At 38.0% G+C, this 17,408-nt stretch carries 17 protein-coding genes; 8 read left to right on the top strand and 9 right to left on the bottom strand.

Annotation, left to right across the window (positions count from 1 at the left end):
* The first annotated feature begins 166 nt into the window (after positions 1-166).
* The 3 genes from CA834_RS12470 to hemL are packed head-to-tail and all read left to right on the top strand — an operon-like array spanning position 167 to position 3,166.
* A complete protein-coding gene (locus CA834_RS12470) occupies positions 167-1,078 on the top strand; it encodes a 1-aminocyclopropane-1-carboxylate deaminase/D-cysteine desulfhydrase (RefSeq protein ID WP_094969051.1) in 912 nt (303 codons plus the stop codon).
* Positions 1,075-1,878, top strand: a complete 804-nt coding sequence (locus CA834_RS12465; protein WP_094969050.1) for a glucosaminidase domain-containing protein — start codon at positions 1,075-1,077, stop codon at positions 1,876-1,878. The genes CA834_RS12470 and CA834_RS12465 overlap by 4 nt, the downstream gene beginning before the upstream one ends.
* Before the next feature lies 1 nt (position 1,879).
* The gene (hemL, locus tag CA834_RS12460) at positions 1,880-3,166 is read left to right on the top strand and encodes a glutamate-1-semialdehyde 2,1-aminomutase (protein WP_094969049.1); all 1,287 of its coding nucleotides are present in this window, start codon (positions 1,880-1,882) and stop codon (positions 3,164-3,166) included.
* Positions 3,167-3,214: 48 nt separating this feature from the next.
* On the opposite strand, the gene CA834_RS12455 is transcribed toward hemL, so the two are convergent.
* Positions 3,215-3,544 (bottom strand): hypothetical protein, encoded by a 330-nt coding sequence (locus CA834_RS12455; protein WP_133085502.1) that lies wholly within the window; start codon positions 3,542-3,544, stop codon positions 3,215-3,217.
* A gap of 345 nt (positions 3,545-3,889) precedes the next feature.
* Here CA834_RS12455 and CA834_RS12450 point away from each other — a divergent pair, with 345 nt between their 5' ends.
* Both CA834_RS12450 and CA834_RS12445 read left to right on the top strand, forming a co-directional pair.
* Positions 3,890-4,768 (top strand): alpha/beta hydrolase, encoded by an 879-nt coding sequence (locus CA834_RS12450; RefSeq protein WP_094969047.1) that lies wholly within the window; start codon positions 3,890-3,892, stop codon positions 4,766-4,768.
* 79 nt (positions 4,769-4,847) lie between these two features.
* A complete protein-coding gene (locus CA834_RS12445; protein WP_240507599.1) occupies positions 4,848-5,552 on the top strand; it encodes an alpha/beta hydrolase in 705 nt (234 codons plus the stop codon).
* 63 nt (positions 5,553-5,615) lie between these two features.
* On the opposite strand, the gene CA834_RS12440 is transcribed toward CA834_RS12445, so the two are convergent.
* From CA834_RS12440 to lysS, 4 genes are all read right to left on the bottom strand, one after another.
* Positions 5,616-5,996: a hypothetical protein gene (locus tag CA834_RS12440; protein ID WP_094969045.1), complete on the bottom strand. Its 381-nt coding sequence runs from the start codon at positions 5,994-5,996 to the stop codon at positions 5,616-5,618.
* Positions 5,997-6,135: 139 nt separating this feature from the next.
* Positions 6,136-8,523: a zinc-dependent metalloprotease gene (locus tag CA834_RS12435; RefSeq protein WP_094969180.1), complete on the bottom strand. Its 2,388-nt coding sequence runs from the start codon at positions 8,521-8,523 to the stop codon at positions 6,136-6,138.
* A gap of 202 nt (positions 8,524-8,725) precedes the next feature.
* Positions 8,726-9,703: a hypothetical protein gene (locus tag CA834_RS12430; protein ID WP_240507598.1), complete on the bottom strand. Its 978-nt coding sequence runs from the start codon at positions 9,701-9,703 to the stop codon at positions 8,726-8,728.
* Positions 9,704-9,859: 156 nt separating this feature from the next.
* The gene (lysS, locus tag CA834_RS12425; protein ID WP_094969044.1) at positions 9,860-11,551 is read right to left on the bottom strand and encodes a lysine--tRNA ligase; all 1,692 of its coding nucleotides are present in this window, start codon (positions 11,549-11,551) and stop codon (positions 9,860-9,862) included.
* 244 nt (positions 11,552-11,795) lie between these two features.
* Here lysS and CA834_RS12420 point away from each other — a divergent pair, with 244 nt between their 5' ends.
* Positions 11,796-12,683, top strand: coding sequence for a hypothetical protein (locus CA834_RS12420; RefSeq protein ID WP_094969043.1), 888 nt, complete (start codon positions 11,796-11,798; stop codon positions 12,681-12,683).
* Positions 12,684-12,774: 91 nt separating this feature from the next.
* Here the strand turns inward: CA834_RS12420 and CA834_RS12415 are convergent, their stop codons facing one another.
* Together CA834_RS12415 and CA834_RS12410 are read right to left on the bottom strand one after the other, a co-directional pair.
* On the bottom strand, positions 12,775-13,665 hold the full coding sequence (locus tag CA834_RS12415; RefSeq protein WP_094969042.1) for a thioredoxin family protein: 891 nt from the start codon (positions 13,663-13,665) through the stop codon (positions 12,775-12,777).
* Positions 13,666-13,775: 110 nt separating this feature from the next.
* Positions 13,776-14,828, bottom strand: a complete 1,053-nt coding sequence (locus CA834_RS12410; protein ID WP_240507597.1) for a response regulator transcription factor — start codon at positions 14,826-14,828, stop codon at positions 13,776-13,778.
* 96 nt (positions 14,829-14,924) lie between these two features.
* On the opposite strand from CA834_RS12410, the gene CA834_RS12405 reads away from it, so the two are divergent.
* Together CA834_RS12405 and lipB are read left to right on the top strand one after the other, a co-directional pair.
* On the top strand, positions 14,925-15,083 hold the full coding sequence (locus tag CA834_RS12405; protein WP_094969041.1) for a YqaE/Pmp3 family membrane protein: 159 nt from the start codon (positions 14,925-14,927) through the stop codon (positions 15,081-15,083).
* Between the two features lie 17 nt (positions 15,084-15,100).
* Positions 15,101-15,829 carry a lipoyl(octanoyl) transferase LipB gene (gene lipB, locus CA834_RS12400; RefSeq protein WP_094969040.1) on the top strand — a complete coding sequence of 243 codons (729 nt, stop codon included), beginning with the start codon at positions 15,101-15,103 and terminating at the stop codon, positions 15,827-15,829.
* Here lipB and CA834_RS12395 read toward each other — a convergent pair.
* Together CA834_RS12395 and CA834_RS12390 are read right to left on the bottom strand one after the other, a co-directional pair.
* Positions 15,815-16,075, bottom strand: coding sequence for a heavy-metal-associated domain-containing protein (locus CA834_RS12395; protein WP_094969177.1), 261 nt, complete (start codon positions 16,073-16,075; stop codon positions 15,815-15,817). The genes lipB and CA834_RS12395 overlap by 15 nt on opposite strands.
* A gap of 207 nt (positions 16,076-16,282) precedes the next feature.
* Positions 16,283-17,332, bottom strand: coding sequence for a nucleoid-associated protein (locus CA834_RS12390; protein ID WP_094969039.1), 1,050 nt, complete (start codon positions 17,330-17,332; stop codon positions 16,283-16,285).
* Between the last annotated feature and the right edge of the window lie 76 nt (positions 17,333-17,408).

Here is a 17,408-nt window from a genome sequence, read left to right as displayed (position 1 = left end):
TAACGAATTATACAGGAACAAACGTAAGAAAAAAAACGATAATAAAAAATTTTTTTATCGATAAAACGTTAAAAAACATCGTTAAAGTGTAATTTTAAGACAAAACCATGTTGAGATTAGAATTTGCAATCCCGCAGATGTACAATTTTCTTGATACTTTTGCCATATGGATGTCTTAAGAACACCTATTATAAATTCCCCAATAGCTATTAAAAATAGTAATGTCTCATTGTTTTTAAAGCGTGAAGATCTTATACATCCCTTTATTTCCGGTAATAAATACCGCAAGCTCAAGTATAATATTAGTGAGGCAAAGCGATTAAAAAAAACCACATTGTTAACCTTTGGGGGTGCTTTTTCAAACCACATAGCCGCAACGGCCTATGCGGGCAACATTTATGGCTTAAATACAATTGGGGTTATACGCGGTGCAGAGTTGGACACTCAAATAGAATCCAACCCCACCTTAAAGTTTGCAAGGGCCTGTGGTATGGATTTGCATTTTATATCTCGTGTGCAATACCGACATAAGATGAGCCCTGACTTTCACAACAGACTAAACGATTTATTTGGCGATTTTTATCTCATCCCGGAAGGCGGTACAAATGCACTCGCCGTGCAAGGCTGTGAGGAGATTTTAACTAAGGACGATGAGCAATTCGATGTTATTTGTTGCTGTGTTGGCACAGGTGGCACCATTGCTGGTCTAATCAATGCGTCTAAACCCCATCAACGGATTATAGGATTTCCAGCGTTAAAAGGTGATTTTTTACGTAAAGATATTCGTAAATTTGCTACCCAAGATAATTGGGAGCTGATGTCTGACTATCATTTTGGGGGCTATGCTAAAATAAATCCTGAATTAATTGCGTTTATTAATAGGTTTAAAAACACCTGTAACATTCCCTTAGACCCCATATATACAGGTAAAATGATGTATGGTCTCTTTGATTTAATCGAAAAGGGGTATTTTCCGCAAAACTCGAAAATACTAGCTATCCATACAGGTGGTTTGCAGGGGTTAGCCGGCATGAATGTAAAACTAAAACGAAAAAATTTGCCATTAATAGAGGTATGAACCTACGAATAGTATATACAGCACTTGTCTTAATGGTCCTTCTTTATGGTTGCGGACCAAAAAAAGGGATAGTCACAAAAAAGAAAAACGAAAGTACCAAGGTTGAAACGGTGGAGGACAGAAGGACAGAAGAGCCGTCTGCAGAGCCTGTAACTAGCACACCTGAAAATCCTCCTACCTCCACTGACGCTTATATCCAGCAATATTCTAGTATTGCCAAAAACCAGATGCGCACCGCTAAAATACCAGCCAGTATAATTTTAGCGCAAGGTATTTTAGAGTCTGGTTCCGGTCGTGGCCGATTGGCGGTTGAGGCTAACAATCATTTCGGGATAAAATGTCACGGTTGGAATGGTTCAAAAATATACCACGATGATGACCGGTCCCAAGAATGTTTTAGAAAGTATAAAAAAGCCGAATCTTCCTATAGAGACCACTCAGAGTTTTTAACTGGGCGCCGACGCTATGCTTCCCTTTTTGAACTAAGACAGGATGATTACAAGGGTTGGGCCAGAGGGTTGAAAGCTGCCGGTTACGCCACAGATAGGCGCTATCCGCAAAAATTGATAAGCCTTATTGAACGTTATGAACTTTATAGATATGACCAGGAGGTCTTAGGTAAAACCTCTCCTAAGAGAGTGGTAGTTAATAGTGGTGTTCAGCGCTATATCGTAGAAAAGGGTGATACCCTCTACAGTTTGGCCAAACGTTACAACACCTCGGTAGAGGCCATTAAGGAACTTAATAATATGATATCCAATGATCTTGCTGCTGGTCAAGAGCTTATGATTCCAAAATAATATGATGTACAAAAGAAGCAGTGCTTTGTTTAAAGAAGCACAGACTGTGATTCCAGGTGGTGTGAATTCTCCTGTTAGGGCCTTTAAGGCCGTTGGCGGCACACCGATTTTTGCTAAATCGGCGAAAGGGGCCTATGTGTATGACGAGGACGGTAATCGCTATATAGATTATATTAATTCATGGGGCCCAATGCTATTGGGCCACGCTTTTCCACCTGTTGTAGATGCCGTTATTGAAAGGGCCAAGGCAGGAACCTCCTTTGGAATGCCCACGGAGCTTGAAAATAAGATCGCCGAACTAGCCGTGTCCATGGTGCCTAATATCGATAAAATACGATTTGTCAATTCTGGTACGGAAGCCTGCATGAGTGCTATACGACTTGCGCGTGGATTCACAAAAAAAGAAAAGATTGTCAAGTTTGCTGGATGTTATCACGGCCATAGTGATGCATTTTTGATCGAAGCCGGAAGTGGGGCGGTAACATTTGGTACGCCCAATAGTCCTGGAGTTACACAGGGGACCGCCAAAGACACCTTATTGGCCACCTACAACGACCTAGGGAGTGTTGAAAAACTCATTACTGCTAATCCCAACGAAATAGCTGCCATTATCATAGAGCCTGTGGCCGGTAATATGGGCTGTATCCCGCCAAAGGAAGGATTTCTTGAAGCCCTAAGGCACCTTTGCGACACCAATGATATTCTTCTGATTTTTGATGAGGTCATGACCGGATTTAGATTGGCCAAAGGTGGCGTTCAAGAGCTCAAGGGTGTTTATGCCGATATGGTTTGTTTCGGGAAGGTTATTGGCGGTGGGTTGCCGGTAGGTGCGTTTGCGGCTAGAAGTGAAATTATGGATTATTTGGCACCAACCGGACCCGTGTATCAGGCAGGGACCTTAAGCGGTAATCCCTTGGCCATGGCCGCAGGACTTGCCATGCTTAAAGCGATTAATGCGGACAAAGGCTTAATGAACAGATTGGAAGAAAAAACAAAATACCTGCACGTCGGTATGGCTGATGTGTTGGATAGAAATAATATAGACTACACTATAAACCGCATAGGGTCGATGATTTCCGTCCATTTTTGTAAAGATAAGGTGGTGGATTTTAAATCGGCTGCCAAGGGAAATAACGATACCTTTAAAACCTTCTTCCACGGGATGCTGAACAAGGGCATTTACATTGCACCCAGTGCTTTTGAATCTTGGTTTATTACGGACGCCCTAAGCTATCAAGACTTGAACGAGACCATCGCTGCCGTAGAGCAAGTTGCTAAGGAATTATAAACGAAAAAACCCCGCTTTTGGTGGGGTTCTCTATTGATTTTTAGGTATCTATTGATTTTTAAGCGCCAAATAGGCACTGTATTGCTCTTCCGTAAAAATTTCCTTTAATCGGAAATCGCGATAGTAATTTAGTTTGGCCAAGGCTTGATCAGAATTTTCAGGATTAGCCTTTATTTTTACCTTACGTTCCGTATATCTCTGAAAGACCTTGTAGACTTCATCGCGTTGCTCATCGTTAAATTTTATTTTTTGCCTTAGCGCCTCTGTCTGTTCAGCGGCAACGGCATTTATATCTACTTTCTTGGTTTGGGCTTCTATGGTTGCTGTTCCTAAAACCATTGCAATCGTGAAGACGCAAAATGTTATAAGTTTTTTCATTTCATTTCATTTAATAAATTCAGGACTAAAATAGTAATTTATTTTAGAAAACGTTGAAAAAGGTGTTCAGAGGTTTGATTTTAATGATGATTTTTGGATTCTACAGTATGATGTTCTAACTGCAGGCTAGTTTTTTGCCATAAATACACCTAGGATATATAAAACAGATTATGTCAAAATTAGCGTCTTGGCCAAAACAATAATGACTTAAATAAGGGGGGTATTCTTAATCTCTTGATGCATCAAATAACACCTACAAGCTTGGCCGGTTGGATGACAAATAATCACGATAGAAAAAAATACGCTTAATTTTTTCTATCTTGTTAGAAACTTTGCACAGACCCTATGCCTTACTGGCTTTCAACATTACTTTTAATTCTGGCTATTTATATGGCGATTAGTATCGTCTTATATTACTTACAGGATTATATGCTTTTTAAGCCTGAAAAGTTGCCATCGGATTATCAATTCAATTATGAGAACCAGGATATAAAGGAATACAACCTTAAAACTCGGGATGGCGCTGTCATTAATGGCCTGCGCTTTTTTCCAAAAGGTGAAAGTAGAGGTGTAGTTCTCTATCTCAAGGGAAATTCAAAAAGTATTAAAGGTTGGGGGAAGTTTGCCGTTGATTTCACCAGACATGGCTATAATGTTTTAATGGTAGATTATCGTGGGTTTGGCAAGAGTACCGGGAAACGCTCTCAAAAAGCCATTAAGCGCGATTTACAATTAGTCTACAACAAACTTAAGGAGCTAACAACGGAAGACCGTATTATTCTTTATGGCCGTTCTTTGGGCTCTGGTTTTGCCACCAAGTTAGCTTCCATGAACAACCCTAAAATGCTAATCTTAGATGCGCCCTATTACAGTCTTACAAAGGTTACGGCCCGCTATGCCCCTTTTATGCCCTTATCGCTACTACTAAAGTATCCCTTGCCTACCTATAAATGGTTAAAATACGTGGAATGTCCTATACACATTATCCACGGGACTCATGATAAATTGATTCCCTATAAGTCTAGTGTGAAATTGGCTCAAATAAACGGAGAGCGCACTAAGATGCACACGGTAATTGGTGGTGGTCATAAAAACCTAAACAATTTTGAAGCCTACCATAAAATGTTGGATGATATATTGAATAATGAGCCCAAACCCATAGATTTAGAAACTACAAGCATTAATGTTAAACACAGTTCAAAAAAGTCTAAGAAACAAGCTTAAGTACGTCTTTGCCATCCTCTTTGGTATATATGTTATGATTGGAGCCTCCTTATATTTATTTCAAGAAAAATTGTTGTTTTTGCCAACAGAACTACAAACAGACCATCAGTTTGAGTTCAATTATCCCTTTAAAGAGGTCTTTCTTCACCCTGAAGCCGATGCCACTATCAATGCCATACATTTTAAGGTAGACCAACCAAAAGGCGTTATTCTTTATTTTCATGGTAATGCTGGCGATCTAAGCCGATGGGGTAAAATCACGGAATATTTCGTAGAAAAAAACTACGATGTTTTGGTCATGGATTACAGAACTTATGGGAAAAGTAAGGGGAAACTCAGCGAGAATGCCTTCTATGATGATGCTCAGTATTGCTATAATTACCTCTTACAACACTACCCTGAAGAGGCAGTTATTTTATATGGACGCTCCCTAGGTACTGGAATAGCATCATTTGTAGCGCACAAAAACAAGCCCAGGACATTGATTTTAGAGACACCCTATTACAGTATTGAGGATGTTGCTAAACAGCGTTTTCCTATGTTTCCTGTGTCCAAATTACTCAGATATAAATTTCCAACTTACGAATTCATTCAATCCGTAAACTGCCCCATATATATTTTTCATGGCACCGACGATAAGGTGGTGCCGTATGCGTCGGGTTTAAAACTTAAGGAAACAGCGTCTTCAGATAAGATCACCTTTATTTCCCTAATTGGAGGTGGTCACAACAATTTGATGCACTTTGATGCTTATAATGCCCAAATAGACAAAATTTTAAACTAAAAAGGGCAGCAAATCAATTTGCTGCCCTTTTTAATATCGCTGTAAACTAAAAAACTTTAAGTATTAGTTCTTCTTTTTTTGTTCTTCGTTTAGCACCTTGTTCATGCCAGCTTTAAATTCATCACTTTCCATTAAATTAGAGGAAATTTTATCTTGTGCTCCCGACCCCATGAGTTGAGCTGGAGAGAAACTCCCAATTAATTTCTGAAATTTTTCAGTCTTTAATTGAGAAACTACCAAGTCACTAACTTGTGTTTGTTGTGCTTCGGACAAGTTGAATTTCTCAGTTAATTTTTTTACTTGGTCTCCTGCAAATTTTTCTACAAAAGAGCTTTGATCTACGGATTTTGTAACACCTTCCTTAGCCTTGGAAAGTGACTTTAAATCCTGTGCATTTAGGCTGAAGGTCAAGCCAATGGCCATCAAAAGAAACAGTTTTTTCATGATTTTTAAATTTTAAGTTATAAAGATATATAATTTAATAGTATATGAGCTATTTGATTTTTCTGAATTCTTTTTGCCTGCGGATTAAAAATAAAAAAGGCCCCAATTAGTGGAGCCTTTCTTATATAATTACATCTTATTAATTATTGGGATCGAGTATATCATCTACGCGTTCATATGCATCGGCAATATGGATTCTACTCATATCATCTGCCCCTCTAGCATTTCTCAATTGACTTCTCAATGTTTTTAATTCTGCTCTTACAACAGCTCTAATGTCAGATTGGCTTACATTAACGGATGTGCCGCTAAAAAATCGTCTAAATTGCGCTGGTATTTCAGGTTGCTCATTTTTCATAATGTACTCCATACGCTCAATATAGGCGCGTTGTAGATTACGTCTATAGATATCTATTTTTTGCCCATTTCGCAATTCGCTAAATAAGCCTTTACGTAAATCTTTCATCATATCATATAAGCCATAGGCTTCATCACCATTAATAGATTCATTTTCCAACAGGCGCTGCATGCGTCCAAAGTCCATCATGTTATTTAAGGTACGTGTTTGTATACTTCTAACACGTTCGATATGTCCGGCACTTTCAAACTTATTGAAGATGTCATTATCTAGCATCCACTCTGGAGTCGTGAACAACTGGTCTTGAATGAACTGCATGGCTTTCTTCTGATGGTCTGCATCAACATGCGTATATACGGCACCTTCTTGATCGTAGGTTTTATAGTATTCATATACGCCGCCAATATTAGAAGCCACGTGACCCATGTAACGGTTAAATTGTCCTAGGACTTGGCCATACATAGTTTCAAGATCATCATAATTTTTACCATCCTCAGCGGTCCATTCCATTAAATTTGGAAGAATTCGCTTAAGGTTTTTAATACCGTACTCACTAGCTAGGACAGCATCGTCTCCTAAATCTTCTGTTTGAGAACTTGGATCAATAACACCTCTTTGCTGTCTTCCAAAGCGGTACATCGGATCGCCAGCTTTCTCTAATATCCAACTGTCTAAGGTTTTCTTTTCATCCGCTGCAGTTTTTGCTTCAAGAATAGGTCTATAACCCCAGTTTATTGCGTATTTATCATAAGGACCAATATTTGGCATTAAAGCAACGCCTTCGTCCCCTGGTTGCGCCACATAATTGAAACGCGCATAATCCATAATGGATGGTGCAGTTCCGTATTTTTTAGTGAATTCAGGGTCTCTAAGTTTTTCAACAGGATAGGCTACGCTACTACCCATATTATGAGGTAAGCCCAAGGTATGGCCCACTTCATGAGCAGACACAAAACGAATTAAGCGTCCCATCACTTCGTCTTTAAAAGCAACACCTCTAGCATCAGGATTGATGGCAGCAGTTTGCACAAAGAACCAGTTTCTTAATAAGGTCATTACGTTGTGATACCAGTTGATATCACTTTCTAAAATCTCACCAGACCGTGGGTCACTTACGTGGGGTCCATTGGCGTTAGGTATTGGAGAGGCTAAATAACGTACTACAGAATAACGTGCGTCTTCTGGTGACCACTCGGGGTCTTCCTCAGGAGTTGGAGGGTCTTTCGCGATAATAGCCTCCTTAAAACCAGCGGCTTCAAAAGCTACCTGCCAATCTTCTATACCTTGTTTAATATAAGGTCTCCATTGTTCAGGAGTAGCCCTATCAATATAGTATACGATTTGTTTTTTAGGTACAACGAGCTCACCTCTTTTAAACTTTTCAATATCTTCATCTTTAACTTCTAATCTCCACCGGTCTAAATAGGTAATGGTTTTGCTTTTTTGATCCGGTAAACCATAGTCCGTCGTGCCACTAGTAAACCAACCTACACGCTGATCAAAAATTCGCCGTTGCATCGGCACTTTAGGCAATAAAATCATTGAATTATTGATTTCTAAAGAAATAGCACCAGTATTAGAATTCGATGGTGGCTGGCCAGCAGCATAAGTCTTTACAGTACGGGACTCAATGTTTGTGGGATAGGACTTTAGACTTTCAATATAGGACAGTTGAGGGTCCAATCGGGTAATTCTGTACTGCTGTCTTCTTCGCTGAGGAAAACCAAGAGGTTTTACATCCTTAGAAAATAAATCTGTTACATCAATAACGGTGCTTGTGGAGTCTTTTCCAAAAGCTTTGATAGGAAACGTTGCTATGACTGGCTCAAAGTTAGAATTTACAACAGCTTCATGAACTGGTAATGAATCCGCGGCAACTACCTGATGAGATACCATTCTTAATAAAACCTTTTTATCTTTCTTTTGCCAACGAAGGACTTGTTCACTCAGTTTTCCACCACCAAAACCAAGTCCTGCAGCAGTCTTAGAAATTCGAGTTACCATGAGCATTTCACGCTCAAAAAGCGAATCTGGTATTTCATAAAAGTATTTATCGTCAAGATTGTGCACAGCAAAAAGACCTTCATCTGTTTTTGCATCTTTGGTGATGACCTTTGCGTAAGGTTGAATATCATCTTTTCCTGGTTTTTTACCGGATGCCTTGGACATTGCCGCTGCATCGGATTTTTTGGATTTACTGGCCTTTTTTGTTGTTGAACAAGAAAACGCCAATAATGCGAAGACTACAAAAAGTAGTTTAAAGTTAGAGTATTTCACGTTAGTCGGATTTAAAAATTTTTTGCTGAAAGTAATAATTTCAGAAGAAAACTTTTTGTCTTGGAATTACTTTAGTATTTATTTAACGGAAGTATTAAAGGGTGTTGAGATAAGATTCAATAAGCTCCAATCCCTCATCGTGAACTATGGTTGTACCGATTAAAGGCATACTAAATCCTGGATTATAAGAGCTTACTCTGCTGAGGATACTGGCTTTTCTTTCGGTGATGAAGGAGTTGCTTAAATTGACACTGTGATCTAGATTCAGAATGGATTGATCCTCGCAAAATCCTCCAGGGATATGACAATGGGCACAATTTACGTCAAAATAAGCTCTAGCTCTCGATTCTAGTGATTGAGAGGTATCTTCCCAATTGACGATAGTATTAACATTGTTAGGATTATCAAGACCAAAAAGTTGGTCATTATCCAAAAGTCGTTGTATTTGATTAGCACCTTCTATTTCAAAGTTGAGACTTCTTAGTTTAGGACCTATTGGCGTTATATTATCATAAGACTTATGGCAGGTAAAACAGTCCGCATCCGAAGGAATAACGTAATTAATGGAATTACTAATGCCATCGTCATTAATCCAAGTCACAGGGACTGTACTTCCATTGAGATCTAAGAGGGCATCTGTTTGCTCTTCGTTCCATTTATAATTTCCAGTCGTCCATTCACCATTGCTTTTAATAAGAATCCGAGTTTCGATTATTTGTCGTCCCAATGACACGTCACGGTTATCTATATTATAATAAAATGTTTTAGCAATAAGCGTGTTATCAGGAAAAATAGGCAGTCCCTCGCCATTAAAGCGCATTCGTCCTCCTTCTGGTAAGGCGATAAGGCGTTCCTTTTGTGCGTAGTCCGTAAAGAGGGGAGTGTTCAATTGGTATTTGAAGGCTTTAGAGGAAATGTTTAAATCCTTCATAGCGCCAGTATACAAGTTTAACTCTGAGAGTTTTGTTCTGAATTCCGCAACAATAGGTTCTTCAGGAACAGGACTTACGGAATCATCCTTGCTACAAGAAACTATAAGGCCTATGACCAGTAAAAGTGTAAAACGCTTCATTACCTCAACATGTAAATTAATTGATTTAGTGAAAGCAAAATACTAAAAAACTTTATAATGACAACCAATAGGTCCTAGGCTACCTAGATTCAACGGAAAAAAAGGAATTACTTTTTGATAATTTCTTGTGAAGTATCTTATGGGAGTTATAGCTATTTAAAGCACCTCAACAAATAAACCTTTTTCAGTCTTATTGACTTTGGCCAACCCATGTTTTGTGAGCGCCTTAATGGTCTTATCCCATTTTTTGTTACTTAAACCAGATTCTGACTTTAATGTACTTAAATCTATCGGTGAGTCCGATTTCAGAATATTAAAGACCGCTTTTTCCTCTTCGGTCATCGCAGGCATTTTCTTCTCTGGTTTCATCTGTGGAAAGAACAGAACCTCTTGTATACTTTGGTTATTGGTTAGGAACATCACTAATCTGTCCATACCAATACCCATTCCAGAGGTTGGTGGCATGCCGTATTCCAAAGCCCTTAAAAAGTCAAAATCTATAAATTCAGTGGCCTCGTCGTCTCCTTTTTGAGCTAGTTTTAACTGATGTTCAAAACGTTCGCGCTGGTCAATAGGGTCGTTAAGCTCAGAATAGGCATTGGCTATTTCCTTACCACAAACCATCAGTTCAAAGCGCTCGGTCAGCTCAGGATTTTCACGGTGCTCCTTGCACAGCGGACTCATTTCTTTAGGGTAATCTGTAATAAAGGTCGGTTGGATGTAGTGCCCTTCACATTTTTCCCCAAAAATTTCATCGATGAGCTTGCCTTTACCCATGGTATCATCAACGTCCACACCCATTTCTTTGGCTGCAGTCCTAATGTCATCCTCAGATTTTCCGTAGATATCAAAACCAGTAAATTCCAATATAGAATCCCGCATGGTTATGCGTTTATACGGTGCTTTGAAATCTATTTTGTGTTCACCAAAAGTTGCTTTTGTGGTTCCATTTACTGCTAATGCACAGTACTCCAATAGCCTTTCGCAGAAATCCATCATCCAGTTGTAATCCTTGTAGGCCACATAGATTTCCATAGCTGTAAATTCAGGATTATGGGTGCGGTCCATACCTTCATTTCTGAAGTTTTTTGAAAACTCATAAACCCCTTCAAATCCACCAACAATAAGACGTTTTAAATACAGCTCATTTGCTATACGCATGTAGAGCGGCATATCTAATGTATTGTGATGGGTTACAAATGGCCGTGCTGCAGCCCCACCTGGGATAGGTTGTAAAATTGGCGTTTCGACCTCAAAATAACCAGCCTTATTAAAAAACTCACGCATGGCATTAAATAGCTTGGTACGCTTTACAAAGACCTCTTTTACATGAGGGTTCACAGCTAAATCAGCGTAACGCTGGCGGTATCGTAATTCGGGGTCATTAAATTCGTCATAGACATTACCATCCGCATCTTGTTTTGGCAAGGGAAGTGGTCTCAAGGCTTTGCTTAGCAAAGTAAAATCCTTTACCATCACGGTTTTCTCTCCCACTTTCGTGGTAAACAATTCACCTTCAATTCCTATAAAATCACCTATATCCAATAGTTTTTTATAGACGGTGTTGTATTTGGTTTTATCTTCTCCAGAACAGATTTCATCGCGATTAAAATAGACCTGAACACGACCTACGCTATCTTGTAATTCAGCAAAGCTCGCATTACCTTGAATACGTCGAGACATCAAGCGTCCTGCGATAACCACTTTTTTACCGTCTTCATAGTTGGATTTAATCTGAGCGGTTGTATGGTTAACAGGGTATAAATCAGCAGGATAGGGGTTAATCCCTAGGGTGCGTAACTTCTCTAACTTTTCACGTCTTACTATTTCTTGTTCTGAAAGCTGCATGCGGCTTAATTTTAAAAGGGCAAAATTAATCTATTTAAAAAGATAGATGGAATCCTTTTCGAATATTTTGTGATTTTCGGATGCTTTTAGCTAAAATTTAGCCCTAAGACAAGGTGTTCAATACCGTTGGGCCTGATATAAATCATTTTTTTATTGACATAAAAAGGGTTCCTTTATATGTTTTTAAGATGACATCAATTCTTCATAATAAAAGGTTATAAATAACCCACTAAATTAAAAGACAATGAAAAAGTATGTATTGAGTGCACTGGCCCTTCTAATCGTTCAGTTTTGTGGTTTTGGACAAGACTTATCGCCATACATTAAAATTGGGAAGTCATCAGAGTCCATAGAAAGCGTCTCCAATAGCGTGGAGCGTGTGCTGAAAGATAATGGTTTACAGGTTTTAGGGTCTTATAATCCATCAGGTAAATCAGCCCTAAAAGTAATTGCTTTTACTGATAACGATTTAAAATCAACGGTGATTAAGGTTGAGGATCGAGGTGCATTGGCAGCAATATTTAAAGTCGGACTAGAACAGAAAGATGGAGAAGTTATAATGTCTTATACCAATCCAGATTATATTTTACGTGCTTATCTAATGGATAATTACGACAAGTATAAAAGTACATTTTCCAAGTTTTCCCAAAAATTAAAAACAACCTTTGCACCTTTAGGAAATGAATTTATGCCTTTTGGAGGTACAGTTAAAGCGGATAAGCTTAAAAATTACCATTATAAAATTATGATGCCTTATTTCACGGATCCTGCAGAGCTAAAGGAATTTGATTCTTTTGAAACTGGCTTAGCTACTATTCAAAATAATTTGATGGCAAAAAAAGGCCAAACACAATTCGTCTATAAATTGGTTTATCCCAACGAAAAAGTGGCTGTGTTTGGTGTGGGTTTAAACAGTAAGGATGAGGGTGAAGCTTATTTTCTTCCTAAAATTGGAGAGGCCCATGTGGCAGCACTGCCTTATGAGATTATTTTACAAGGCAAACAAGCTTCCATGCTACACGGTAAATACAGAATTGCATTACATTGGCCAGATTTAACCATGGGCACCTTTATGAAAATCATGAGTACACCTGGCGATATAGAAGACGCCTTGGAAGCCCTTTGCGAATAGGTACAAAAGGAAAGTAATTACAATGCCCGTTGATTTTTTATCTTTCGGGCATTGGTTTTTTTAATATTCTTGATACTGAGTGCACACAGGTTTAATTGGATCGTATCATTTTCAGATTTTGAACGAGAGTTTGGTTTTCGGGATGCCGTGCAATGGCACTTTTTAAGACTTTAATAGCTTGTTTTTCATAGCCATTGGATTTTAATGTATTGGCATAAGTCATATAGGTTCTGGCTTCTTCTGGGAAGAATTTGGTGTTTAATTCAAAAACGGCCAAAGCGTCTTCCGTTCTTTTTGTGGTGTAAAGGATACGACCATAGGTATTGAGCGCGTATATACTGCTTACCTTGCCGTAGAAATCTTTCAAAAGCGTTTTTTCTTTTCGCTTTAATCCTTTAACGCCGTTGTACTTCAGGATGTCGTTGACCACCGTGACAATGTTATAATTTGAAACATATTTTTTGCCTTGAATAATGTTAAGTAGGTCTTTTTCAAAACTTTCGACGGGCTCCTCTACAATACGGTTAATTTCCTTGCCATTTTGATATATAATGAGTGTCGGCACACGATGGATATTAAGACCTGCCTCTTCGTGTTGAGGACTTTGTTTATACATATTAGCTGCATTGCTTAGTGCGATTGCAATGAGTTGGTCTTGCGGAAATTCTGCCTGATCTAGAACTTTATAAAGTATAGGAACTTCGCGTTTGCTGTCACCACACCAGGTGCCCATAAACAATTTAAGGGTGTAACCTTTTAAATCACTTTTAAGGGTTTCAATAATTTTAGAGTCAGGTTTATAGGCCTTGTAATTCTTTAAGAACCAAATACCGTAACTGCCATTTTCCAAATCAGATTTGTTTATTTCTCCTAATAAATGGGGCTGTTGTTCAGTATCCCTTAGTTGGGTATTCAGACTTTGTGCTTGTGAAAAAAAGCTGATAATCAGCGCGAATACTGTACTACTTACATTTGTTTTCATAATAATTGGTTTTGAGTGATTAATATGAAAACAAACATCAGGGTAATAGGATTGAATTCTAAAATTGGGAGGGTGGAATTAGGTACTAGTACCTAGGTTGAATTTTTCAACTATCTATTAAACAAGGATTTAACATCTTCACGAGATTGTGCATTCAACTTCTTGAAAATATTATGGATGTGTGTTTTAACGGTACTTACACTTAAAAAAAGCGCTTCGGCAATGGCTTTGTTGGATTTGTTCTGAAGCAAATGCTCCAAAACCACCCATTCTTGTTTCGACAATTTTGATTTTAAATCCTTTGTTGTAGTGGTTTTGAGCTTCCAGTTACGATAAAGTAGCCAGATATTAAAAAGGACGGATACCACAAGCAGCAAAAGTACATAGAAGCGCATTCTGGTTCCTGAACTTTTGGAGTCACCTAACATATAACGGTCTGCCTCTAGTTCGTTTATGTATTGCTTTGTATAGCTAGCATTAGGATAGATGGCCTTAAGTCTATCTTTTAAATTATCATAATAGGGATTGGATTTTAAGTCCTGTGCGTAATAGCTATGAAAATCATTGCCTCTGTCTGATAAATAGGCATAGACATAAAGCTCTGCCAAAGGTTCTGATAGCGCTTTGCCATAAGATTGCAATGCTTTAAACCATTTTTTATTATTGAGTTTGCGATTAGCTTCGCTTCTAAATTCACCATATGAGAAACGCATATCCTGCTTCAAGGAATCAATTTTTAAGAAAACGTTAGCTTTGGGATTGTTAGACTCTATGGCACAAAACACTTGATTACCGAATGAAAAAGGAAGTTTTAAGGTATCCGTATTCTTAGCGATAAATAATAAAGCCTCACTATCGCTGCAATGACCATTAAAATGATTGACATCCTGTTGCAGTTCTGAGCATTTGTCGACATGGATGCGATAAATACGATTTTTTTCGTCTAGAATATTGCCTTTAAACTCAAAAAAGCCGGTTTCATCAGCGAGAGTTTTGGAGATGATTTGTTCGGAATAGACACCGGACAATTTCCTGTAATCTTCAACGATGGATAGATAAACTTCATTCTGCCATTCCTCAGTATTAATATATCCCGAAAAGGAATACTGCGCATGGCAAAGACTGGTTACTACTAAAATCAGTATGACGAATTTCAATCGCATGATACGAATCTAAGTAATTTTAGTTTTGAATAAAAAGCTTGTAACAAATTTAATACTTCAACGTCCAACAATTACATCAAATCAAAAAACAAATCAATGAGTATCTGGCGCGTTATACTTTCTATTTTCTGCCCACCTTTAGCCGTTATCGATAAAGGTTGCGGTTCTTTTGTTATAACCTTTTTATTATGGCTCTGTGGCTGGGTTCCGGGAGTTATCGCCGCATTGGTTATTCTCAATAATCCTGAGCGATAAATCCTTATCTTTGCCCTATGAATAAAACTGTTCAACTAGAAGATTTAGGGACTAAGGATTTTAAGGAAACCTGGGATTACCAAGAGCAATTATTCAAGGCGATTTTAGATACCAAAATAAAGAATAGGCGCGAGAATGCTGGTTTAGAAACCAATAACCATTTTTTATTTGTTGAACATCCGCACGTCTACACCTTAGGTAAAAGCGGAGATTTGGCTAATTTGTTATTGTCTGAAGATCAATTGACGGCAAAAGGTGCCACCTTTTACAAAATTAATAGGGGCGGTGACATTACCTATCACGGTCCTGGGCAAATTGTGGGCTATCCTATTTTAGATTTAGACAACTTTTTTACGGACATTCATAAGTACCTTCGGTTTTTAGAAGAGGTCATCATTTTAACCTTGGCAGAATATGGCTTAGAAACAGAGCGCAGTCCAGGGGAAACAGGGGTTTGGTTAGATGTCGGGACACCTTTTGCACGAAAGATTTGCGCCATGGGTGTAAGGGCAAGCCGCTGGGTTACCATGCATGGTTTTGCCTTAAATGTCAATGCCGATTTGGGCTATTTTGACAATATAATTCCATGTGGTATAAGGGGTAAGGGAGTAACCTCTTTAAATACAGAGCTGGATCGAGAAAGTGTAGATGAATCTGAAGTAAAAACAAAGATCTTAAAGCACTTTGAAGACCTGTTCGAGGCTCAAATATACCAACGAAGTAAAAAGATATCAAAGCTCAAATAGACCCTTTGGGATAAGGTGATTCCCGGTGGTCTTTATTTTGTTTTCAATGTCTTCAATACGCACTAATTTTGATGTATGTACCGTTATTTCTCTTGGATAGATATCAAAATTTATAATTACTTTTTTAATGCCATCGATGCTATATAGTAGCTTTTCAATCCGTTCCAAATCAGTTTTTTCTATGGCATCTGTTCCAAAAACCTTTCCATATTTTCCAGGAATAACATTTTCTGATATTAGGCTCATGATTTTGACTTTATAGTTTATAAATACGTACTTCTTACACCTTAAAGGTACGGTTAAAAAGTAAAATAGAAAGTGATTTTCATCAGTATATGGAGAGTGTTCAATCTCAAAGGGTTCAGGATATTCAACCTTCAAATGAAGCGTTTTTTATCAAATCCGATCAAATTTTATATCAGATAAGTCCCTATGGTTAATACCAATCTAATCTTAGGATTCTGCATTAAAAAACACCTTATAAAAATGCATCTTCTTTTCAGCATCATATCCACGTTCAAGATATTCTGCGGAGGCATCCGGTGCGTCTACATCAAGTTTTATCTGAATATTGGTATCTAACTTTATCTCGGTCTTTATTTTTTGCTTTTGTTTTTTAAGAGCAATTTCTGAAACATCAAATTGATTTCTGATAAGAACCTTGTGTTCTGATTCGTAACTTTTTTTGTAATCCTCAAAGAGTTGAATTTGATCTTCTTCATCGAAGACTTCTTCTTTAAAAGTTTCAATATTTACAATTTCATTTTCCTTGAAAAAATCAACGGTTTTCGCTAAGAAATTACTCTGCCCTTGGCCACCAAAATTGGGTTGTAAAATGTCTTTAGAAAACGCTCTGCAAAGTTCAATGCAATTCTTAGTATGTTGGTTGCTATCGTCTGGATATTTGATGTTTAAGAAGCTCTTTATCCAGTATTGTGTGTCGTAAGTATTATTATCTACACTAAACACAATTTTACCTTCCATATCCGATGTATTCAGGATCAAACAGCCTTTGTCTACCTTTTTTGCTTGGATACCTTTTTGTACCAAGATATCGTAGTTATTCCCTTCTAAATAGGTTTGAAAAAACGCCGTTTTATTTTCAATTTTATAGATGCCTATGGCGTCGGTGAAATAGTCCTCGTATTGAATGTTCTCAAAATGGCAGACTAGGACATCACCAGTCTTAATTTGTGCCGAATTGCTTTGTTCAAAAAGGTGGGTGACCATATGTTTAGAAACCTCTACAAAGTCTGCCTCATCTTTAAAGAGTTGTTCGCTGTAGGTATTGATTTCATTAAGGCCAACATCGCTATGGTGATGAAAACGATAGCTCTCAGCAACACTTACGAAAGGCTTTAAAAGATAAGGGAGCATGAGGTTATAGGTGGCTTCATCAAAATCGACCGTAGCGTTTGAAAAGGCGTTTTTGGTAGCATTAAACTTGTTGCCAACCTTATGGATAATACATTTTTTTAGGGATGCTTTTTGTCGTTTTATCATGTTTATAATGGTTCCCTTAAGGAGACTTTAGGGGTGTTTTGGATAAAAGAAAACTTATATTTTGCAATACTACAAA

It is taken from the genome of Winogradskyella aurantia (assembly GCF_002266855.1).
Lineage (GTDB): Bacteria > Bacteroidota > Bacteroidia > Flavobacteriales > Flavobacteriaceae > Winogradskyella > Winogradskyella aurantia.
The sequence above is the reverse complement of the archived record's forward strand: the minus strand, read 5'-3'. Positions and strand labels throughout refer to the sequence as shown.

Excerpts from the sequence above, each read along its gene's own strand:
- CA834_RS12430 (WP_240507598.1), bottom strand. The coding sequence starts at position 9,703 with ATGAAGCGTTTTACACTTTTACTGGTCATAGGCCTTATAGTTTCTTGT.
- CA834_RS12405 (WP_094969041.1), top strand. The coding sequence starts at position 14,925 with ATGAGTATCTGGCGCGTTATACTTTCTATTTTCTGCCCACCTTTAGCC.
- hemL (WP_094969049.1), top strand. The coding sequence starts at position 1,880 with ATGATGTACAAAAGAAGCAGTGCTTTGTTTAAAGAAGCACAGACTGTG.
- CA834_RS12455 (WP_133085502.1), bottom strand. The coding sequence starts at position 3,544 with ATGAAAAAACTTATAACATTTTGCGTCTTCACGATTGCAATGGTTTTA.
- CA834_RS12415 (WP_094969042.1), bottom strand. The coding sequence starts at position 13,665 with ATGAAAACAAATGTAAGTAGTACAGTATTCGCGCTGATTATCAGCTTT.
- CA834_RS12390 (WP_094969039.1), bottom strand. The coding sequence starts at position 17,332 with ATGATAAAACGACAAAAAGCATCCCTAAAAAAATGTATTATCCATAAG.
- CA834_RS12470 (WP_094969051.1), top strand. The coding sequence starts at position 167 with ATGGATGTCTTAAGAACACCTATTATAAATTCCCCAATAGCTATTAAA.
- CA834_RS12435 (WP_094969180.1), bottom strand. The coding sequence starts at position 8,523 with ATGTCCAAGGCATCCGGTAAAAAACCAGGAAAAGATGATATTCAACCT.
- CA834_RS12440 (WP_094969045.1), bottom strand. The coding sequence starts at position 5,996 with ATGAAAAAACTGTTTCTTTTGATGGCCATTGGCTTGACCTTCAGCCTA.
- CA834_RS12450 (WP_094969047.1), top strand. The coding sequence starts at position 3,890 with ATGCCTTACTGGCTTTCAACATTACTTTTAATTCTGGCTATTTATATG.
- lysS (WP_094969044.1), bottom strand. The coding sequence starts at position 11,551 with ATGCAGCTTTCAGAACAAGAAATAGTAAGACGTGAAAAGTTAGAGAAG.
- CA834_RS12395 (WP_094969177.1), bottom strand. The coding sequence starts at position 16,075 with ATGAGCCTAATATCAGAAAATGTTATTCCTGGAAAATATGGAAAGGTT.
- CA834_RS12465 (WP_094969050.1), top strand. The coding sequence starts at position 1,075 with ATGAACCTACGAATAGTATATACAGCACTTGTCTTAATGGTCCTTCTT.
- CA834_RS12410 (WP_240507597.1), bottom strand. The coding sequence starts at position 14,828 with ATGCGATTGAAATTCGTCATACTGATTTTAGTAGTAACCAGTCTTTGC.
- lipB (WP_094969040.1), top strand. The coding sequence starts at position 15,101 with ATGAATAAAACTGTTCAACTAGAAGATTTAGGGACTAAGGATTTTAAG.
- CA834_RS12420 (WP_094969043.1), top strand. The coding sequence starts at position 11,796 with ATGAAAAAGTATGTATTGAGTGCACTGGCCCTTCTAATCGTTCAGTTT.